This is a genomic window from Oleiagrimonas sp. (genome assembly GCF_027858935.1).
In the GTDB taxonomy this organism is placed as follows: domain Bacteria; phylum Pseudomonadota; class Gammaproteobacteria; order Xanthomonadales; family Rhodanobacteraceae; genus Oleiagrimonas.
Window position 1 is genome coordinate 1 of the sequence record NZ_JAQIBU010000170.1, and the last position, 7146, is coordinate 7146.

At 60.0% G+C, this 7146-nt stretch carries 7 protein-coding genes; 5 read left to right on the forward strand and 2 right to left on the reverse strand.

Translation table 11 applies throughout. The features are described 5' to 3' along the window. Positions 1 to 162 (forward strand): citrate/2-methylcitrate synthase (locus PF446_RS06175; RefSeq protein WP_298070371.1); only part of this gene is annotated, 162 nt, incomplete at its 5' end. A 99-nt stretch (positions 163 to 261) separates the two neighbouring features. Here the strand turns inward: PF446_RS06175 and PF446_RS06180 are convergent. After that, on the reverse strand, positions 262 to 945 hold the full coding sequence (locus PF446_RS06180) for a hypothetical protein (RefSeq protein WP_298070365.1): 684 nt from the start codon (positions 943 to 945) through the stop codon (positions 262 to 264). A 95-nt stretch (positions 946 to 1040) separates the two neighbouring features. Then, a complete protein-coding gene (locus PF446_RS06185; RefSeq protein WP_298070366.1) occupies positions 1041 to 3635 on the reverse strand; it encodes a penicillin-binding protein 1A in 2595 nt (864 codons plus the stop codon). A 480-nt stretch (positions 3636 to 4115) separates the two neighbouring features. On the opposite strand from PF446_RS06185, the gene PF446_RS06190 reads away from it, so the two are divergent. Genes PF446_RS06190 through PF446_RS06205 form a run of 4 tightly spaced genes read left to right on the forward strand, consistent with a single transcriptional unit; the run spans position 4116 to position 6995 of the window. Then, positions 4116 to 5174 (forward strand): pilus assembly protein PilM, encoded by a 1059-nt coding sequence (locus tag PF446_RS06190; protein ID WP_298070367.1) that lies wholly within the window; start codon positions 4116 to 4118, stop codon positions 5172 to 5174. Then, positions 5174 to 5818 carry a PilN domain-containing protein gene (locus tag PF446_RS06195; RefSeq protein WP_298070368.1) on the forward strand — a complete coding sequence of 215 codons (645 nt, stop codon included), beginning with the start codon at positions 5174 to 5176 and terminating at the stop codon, positions 5816 to 5818. Before PF446_RS06190 ends, PF446_RS06195 begins: the two co-directional genes overlap by 1 nt. After that, positions 5815 to 6471 carry a type 4a pilus biogenesis protein PilO gene (pilO, locus tag PF446_RS06200; protein WP_298070369.1) on the forward strand — a complete coding sequence of 219 codons (657 nt, stop codon included), beginning with the start codon at positions 5815 to 5817 and terminating at the stop codon, positions 6469 to 6471. The genes PF446_RS06195 and pilO overlap by 4 nt, the downstream gene beginning before the upstream one ends. A 2-nt stretch (positions 6472 to 6473) precedes the next feature. Then, the gene (locus PF446_RS06205; protein WP_298070370.1) at positions 6474 to 6995 is read left to right on the forward strand and encodes a pilus assembly protein PilP; all 522 of its coding nucleotides are present in this window, start codon (positions 6474 to 6476) and stop codon (positions 6993 to 6995) included. Positions 6996 to 7146 lie beyond the last annotated feature (151 nt).

The window sequence follows — 7146 nt, forward strand, 5'->3', positions numbered from 1 at the left end:
CCGACCGAAATGTTCACGGTGATGTTTGCCATCGCCCGAACCGCCGGCTGGATTTCGCACTGGATCGAGCAGCATGAGACCCCGGGGTCTCGAATCGGTCGTCCGCGCCAGGTCTATACCGGTTCCGCCAGTCGCGACTACGTGCCGCGTGATCAACGCTGATCGCGGCCATTGCCGGACAGCGAAGAACAAAACGCCCCGTCATGACGGGGCGTTTTCATTTGCGCATCATGCCCGTTATGGCGCGCGAGGCAGCAGGCTTCAACGTGACAAGGCCGTCATCAGCATGTCATCGAAATCATCTTCCGCGGCGTTGTTTTCCGAGGCGAGCAGCTCATCAAGAGCGCTCAGAGAGGCGCGCTGCATGGGTCGTTCGTCGACGCGGTCCAGCGGTGCCTGGCGCAGGCCATCGCGCGGCAGTACGGTGAGGTCGAAGGGAATTTCCTCGGCGCGGAACAGATAGGCCGGGAAATCGACCGTGCGTTCCCGGGTTTCGCGAAGGCGCCGGCTCTGGATCTCGAAAGGGATGCCGCGTTCATCGAGAAAACGGGGAACCGCTTCCGGGTCATCGCTGAACAGGTGCAGACACACCGCCGAATGCATATCCGCTGTGCCCTCCAGCACGGCGCCGACCAGGCGTGGCTCGAAACGACCAAGGAAACCCATGGCTTCGCGCGCGGCTTCGCGTCGGCGTTGCAGGGCCTGCGGCTGTTCATGGCTGTGGAAAATACGCTGGCGTTCACGCAGGGCCTGTTCGATTTCGCGATTGCGCGGCAACGCCTGCTCGTCCACGACCCCCATGCGTTCGGCGGCCTTGAGCTTGGCGTGATGGAAATCGCGGATGCCGTGCTCACTCATCAATCGCGCGGCCTCCTGGGCCACACGATGACGGTTGCGTTGCAGGCGATCCTGCGCGTGTATGCGATGGTGCCGACCTCGGGGCATGGCGTGCACTCCGTAATCCACCTACAGACTAACCGAGGAGTGGGGTTTTCGGTAGCCGGCATGATCTAGCTCAAGCGTCGGATCGATCCAGTGACTCAGAAGATGTCGTAGGCTTTCTTCTGGTCCTTGTTCTGCTTCTGCTTGCGCGCCAGTTCTTGCAGGTGAGGCACGTCCTCGACCTTGAAGAATTCCTGCATGGCATCGGGATCATTCGCGCTTGTGGGCAATCCGGTCTTGCGATTGATGAGCAGCGTCGTGATGCCGGGAGGACGTGGCAAGGAAGCCTCAGGCGTTCCTTTGAGTGCCGGTCCCATGTAATCCATCCAGATCGGAAGGGCCGCGCTGGCGCCGAATTCGTATCCCAGGCTGGCGTAGTTGTCGAAGCCGACCCATACCGTGGTCACCAATTTGTCGTTGAATCCGGAGAACCATGCATCACGGTGTTCATTGGTAGTGCCCGTCTTGCCTGCCAGATCAGGCCGGTGAAGTGCACGCGCGGCCATGCCGGTGCCGTGCAGGATCACGCCCTTCATCAGTGATGTGGTCAGGAAATCATTGCGGATGTTGATCACCCGTGGTGCCAGTCGTGGCGTGTCCGTGGCGATGCTGCTGCTTGCCGAAGCGGGCACACTTGCGCTTGAAGCAACGGCGCTGCTGGCCGCGGATACAGGTGCGCTGGCCGCCGCAGCCGTGCTGCTGGCGGAGGCGATTGGCTGCAACGGAAGCAGACCACTGGCGCCCGCGTAGGAGGCGCCTGCAACTTCGGCGCTGGAAGGGGGCGGCGGGAGGCTGTCCGGATCGGCATCCTGCAGGAGACGCGCCTCGCATTTGCGGCATGCGCGCAACGGGTTGGCGGTGTAGATGGCCTTGCCTTCGCGGTTGTCGATCTGCTTGATGAAGTAGGGGTCGATGAGGAACCCGCCATTGGCAAACACTGCGTAGCCGCGGGCCATGCTCAGCGGCGAGACGGATGCCGTGCCCAGCGCCATCGAAAGGTTGTCCGGCACCGCATCGGGGTTGAAACCGAAGCGCAGCGTGTACTGACGCGCAAAATCCAGGCCGATGGTATCAAGCAGGCGTACCGAGACCAGGTTCTTGGATTCGATCAGGGCGGTGCGCAGGCGGATCGGACCATCGAATTTTCCGTCATCGTTGGAGGGCGTCCATTCGCCGTTGGGCTTGGACGGATCAGGCAGCACCACGGGGGCATCGTTGATGATGGTTGCCGGGGTGAAGCCGTGTTCAAATGCCGCTGAGTAGATGAAGGGCTTGAAGCTCGATCCAGGCTGGCGACCGCTGCCCGGCATCAGTGCGCGGTTGAACTTGCTGCGCTGGAAGTTGAAGCCGCCTACCAACGCCCGGATCGCACCGTCGTCCGGGTTCAGCGAGACCAGTCCGCTCTGCGCCAACGGGATCTGGGCCAGTTTCCAGTTGCCCTTGTCATCCTTCATCAGGCGGACGATATCGCCGCGTTGGACCACGCTGTCCACGTGCTGGGGTTTGGGTCCCCGCTTGCGTGGACCGATATATTTCTGCGCCCAGGCGACTGCGGACAGGTCCAGTGTTGCAGTGCTGTGGTCGCCCAGGTAGACGGTTGCCGAGCTGGCATTGCTGGCGGTGACAATGCCGGGCTGCAGACCGGATACCGGGTCATAGTTGGCAAGGACCTTGTCCAATTGCTGCTTGCCTGCATTGGCGGGAAGCTGCACATGGGCCTCGGGGCCACGGTAGCCATGGCGTTGGTTGTACTGCAGCAGTCCCTTGCGCACGGCGGCCTTGGCGATGGCCTGGTCCTTGCTGTTGATGGTGGTCCGGATCACATAGCCATCGGTAAGCGCCGCATTGCCAAGTTTGTCCAGCGCCGTCTGGCGCACCATTTCAGCCACATAGGGAGCATGCACGGCGATCGGCAGTTCATGCGGCGCAGCATGTGGCGCTGTAGCCATGGCCTGGTCGAACTGGGCTTTGTTGATGAAATGGTTGACCAGCATCCTTCGCAGTACATAGTTGCGGCGATCCATGGCCAGCTTGATGTGGTCGATGGGATTGACTACGGATGGACGCTGGAAAGTTGATGCCAGCATGGCGCACTCGGCAATGCTCAGCTGGTCAATCGTCTTGCCGTAATAATACTGGGCGGCGGCCCCGACGCCGTAGGTGCGGTGACCGAGGAACATCTTGTTGAGGTACAGCTGCAGGATCTGGTCCTTGCTCAGCTCATCCTCGATGCGGAAGGCGGTGAAGATCTCGGTGATCTTGCGCGTATAGGTCTTCTGCGCGCTCAGGAAGAAGTTGCGCGCGACCTGCTGTGTGATGGTCGATCCACCCTGGGTCTTCTTGCCGCCGCTGAGGATCACGTGGATACCGGCGCGGATGGTGCCGGTGATGTCGATGCCCGAGTGGTGGTAGAAGTCATCATCTTCCGCGGCCAATACAGCGTTCTTGAGGTTTGCGGGAACATTCTCGATCTTCACCGGCAATCGGCGCATCTCGCCGAATTCGGCAATCAGCTTGCCGTCGGCGCTGAGCACGCGCAGAGGGACCTGCATCTGCACGTCCTTGAGTGAACCAACGGCGGGGAGGCGGGGGGCGACCAGCCAGTAGGCCACGCCGATAGCAATGACCCCCATCATGGTGCCCGCCAGCGCGAGGATCAGCGCATAGCGCAGCAGACGCTTGTATCTAGGCATGGATGTAAAACTTTACTCGGAAACAGGGACCCGGACGCCGGGCGTCAATACCCTGAGTATAGAGGGCTGGCTGCAGCGGTGCGCAAGCCCCGGGTTTCGGATGAGCTGTAACGTGACGTCGCCGACAGGTTCGGCAGCATCTGCAGTATGGGCCCCTCTGGACCTCGCTGCTCGCCAACCGAAGCATGCGGCATGCGTCACGCAACCTGATCCAGACGTGCGATGCGTCACGACTTTGCGCGACGATTCGCACAGATACAGCACAAAGTTGTCGATTTGCCTTAATTTGACGCTAGGATACCCTCCAAGGGTCCGGGGTTGCCCCTGGCGGGTTTGGTCCGGGCCGGGATTCAACAACGCAGCTGATCGATCCAAGCGCAGGTTGGACCGGAATAATCCACTGTTGCCAACCTGTTAAAATTCATATTTAATGTCGATGCGCACATTTCGCTCCTAAAGGCGCATGGGGAAGGGGGAAACGTGAATCTGTTCACTCCCAAAAAGCCGCCACTCATCGGCGTCGATATCAGCTCCACTGCGGTCAAGCTGCTACAGCTTAGCCGTAACGGTGGTCGTTACCGTGTCGAACACTATGCGGTCGAGCCGCTGCCACCCAATGCGGTGGTGGAGAAGAATATCGTCGAGGTCGAGGCTGTGGGTGACGCCGTGCGTCGCGCACTGGCGCGCTCCGGGACCAAGACTCGCTACGCAGCGGCGGCTGTGGCTGGCTCGGCGGTGATCACCAAGGTGATCCCGATGGCGACGGACCTGTCCGAGGAAGACCTCGAGGGACAGATCCAGGTGGAAGCCAATCAGTACATCCCGTATCCGATCGAGGAGGTCAGCCTCGACTTCGAACGGATCGGACCGGTTCGCGACAATCCCGAAATGAGCAACATCCTGCTCGCGGCCTCGCGTACCGAAAATGTGGACATGCGCGTGGCCGCGCTTGACCTGGGGGGGCTCACCGCCAAGGTCATCGATGTCGAGGCCTTTGCCATGGAGAACGCATTCAGCCTGATTGCGGACCAGCTTTCGGTCGCGCGTGACGCGTTGGTGGCCGTGGTCGACGTGGGCGCAACCATGACCACGCTGGCAGTAATGCGCAATCAGCGCACCATCTATTCACGCGAGCAGGTTTTCGGCGGCAAACAGCTGACGGACGAGATCATGCGCCGTTACGGACTCTCCTACGAGGAAGCCGGGCGCGCGAAGCGCCAGGGCGGGTTGCCGGAGACCTACGAGGCGGAGGCGCTCGAGCCATTCAAGGATTCCATCGTGCAGCAGACCAGTCGCCTGCTGCAGTTCTTCTTTGCAGGTAGCGAGTTCAGCAAGGTCGATCAAGTCGTTCTTGCCGGCGGCTCAGGCGGAATCGAGGGCGTCAGCGACATGGTCGAGGATCAGCTCGGTATACCCTGCGTGGTCGCCAATCCGCTGGCACAGATGTCCATTGCCTCGCGGTCCCAGGCGTCCCAGCTGTCCGCTGACGCATCATCGCTGATGATTGCGGCGGGCCTCGCCATGAGGAGTTTCGACTGATGGCGCGCATCAACCTACTTCCATGGCGCGCCGAGCGCAGCAAGCAGCGGGAACGCGAGTTCTATACCCACTTGGGCCTGGCTGCAGTCGTCGCCATCGCGCTGGTGATCGTTTGGGCGATGTGGATGAACATGCGCATCACCAACCAGGACCAGCGCAACGCCTATTTGACAGGCCAGATCAAGCAGCTCGATCAACAGATTGTCCAGATCAAGAATCTGGAAAAGGTTCGTACCCACCTTCTGGCACGCAAGCGCATCATCGAGAAACTGCAAGCGGATCGTTCCAAGATGGTGCACCTGTTCGATGAGCTGGTGAAGACCATCCCGGCCAGCGTCCGGCTGACCCAACTGGTGCAGCAGGGAGATCAGCTCAAGCTGGAGGGCGTGGCGCAATCCAATGCCAGCGTTGCCGATTACATGCGCAACCTGGAAAAGTCGCCCTGGATGAGTCAGATCGAGCTGGGCAAGACCGAAAACAAGCATGTTGATTCACGCATGCCCTACGTTTTCAATCTGAAAATGAAGATGGTCAAGCCGAAAGACAAGAAAGACAAGAAAGACGCGACGGACAAGTCGGACAACGGTGATTCTGCGTCCAACGCAGACGCGGGCCCGAATGCAGACGGAGGTGCGAAGTCATGAGTTTCATCGACGACCTGCGCAACCTCGACCGCAACAACGTTGGCGGCTGGCCGAAAACGGTCAAGAACTTCTTCATCGGTCTCCTGCTCGTAGTGATCGTGATCGTTGGCTGGTACTTCTATATCAGTGATCAGCAGGACACACTTACCCAACAGCAAAACCGGGAACAGACCCTGCGAAAGGAGTTCAGCGCCAAGCAGGCCAAGGCAGTGAACCTGGAGGGACTGCGCAAGCAGCTTGCTGACATGAAGGACATGATGCGGCAGATGCTTCGCCAGTTGCCCAGTCGAACCGAGATGCCGGCGCTGCTCGTGGACATTTCTCAGACCGCTCTGGCCGCTGGTCTGCAGGTGGATGTCTTTGCACCGGGTGCGGAGACGACCAAGGACTTCTACGCAGAGAAACCCATCCAGTTGAAGATGGTGGGCACATATCACCAGTTCGGTACGTTCATCAGTGGCGTGGCCTCATTGCCGCGGGTGGTGATCCTGACCATGCACAACGTGTCGCTGAAACCGGCCAAGCCAGGCCCCAACGGCACGGCGGTCAATGGCCGACTCACCCTTGAAGGCACGGTCAAGACCTATCGTTACCTTGACGAGAACGATGAGTCAGCTGGCGATGGCAACGCCAAAGTCAAGGGGGGCAAATGAGCATGCGATCGAACACCATGCGTCTACTGCTTCTGTTGACGGCCCTGCTGGCAGTCGGCGGCTGCACGCGAGGTTCGTCCGATCTACGCCAGTGGGTGGCCCAGCAAAAGGCCCGTAAGGGCGCTCCTCTGCCCCCATTGCCGGTGATCAAGACTTTCGAAAGTTTCATCTACAAGGATCAGGCTCTGCGCGATCCATTTGCACCCAGTCCGGCAGAAGACACGAACAAAAATGTCAAGTCAGGGCCTAGGCCAGATCAAAACCGTCCGCGTCAGCCGCTGGAAGCTTTTGCTCTGGACAGCCTGAAGATGGTCGGCACAATCGGTGTCGGCAAAAATATGGAAGCGCTGATCAAGGATCCCGGCGGGGTCATTCATCAGGTGCACAAAAACAACTATATGGGACAGAACTATGGCCGTGTCACGGACATTGCCGAGGATCGCGTCAAGCTTGTCGAATTGGTGCCGAACGGCAGCGGCGGCTGGATGGAACGCAAGGCGAGCATTGCGCTCGACGAGCAATGAAGACCCATCGGGGGTGATGTACATGATGACCAATACCACTCATCGTCGAGGCGGGGCCATGTCTACCGTGAGGAACAGCGCAATCCGCTGCCTGCTGGCGCTGGTCGCCTTGACATTTGCCGGATCAGCGTGGGCTTCAAGCACGCTCAAG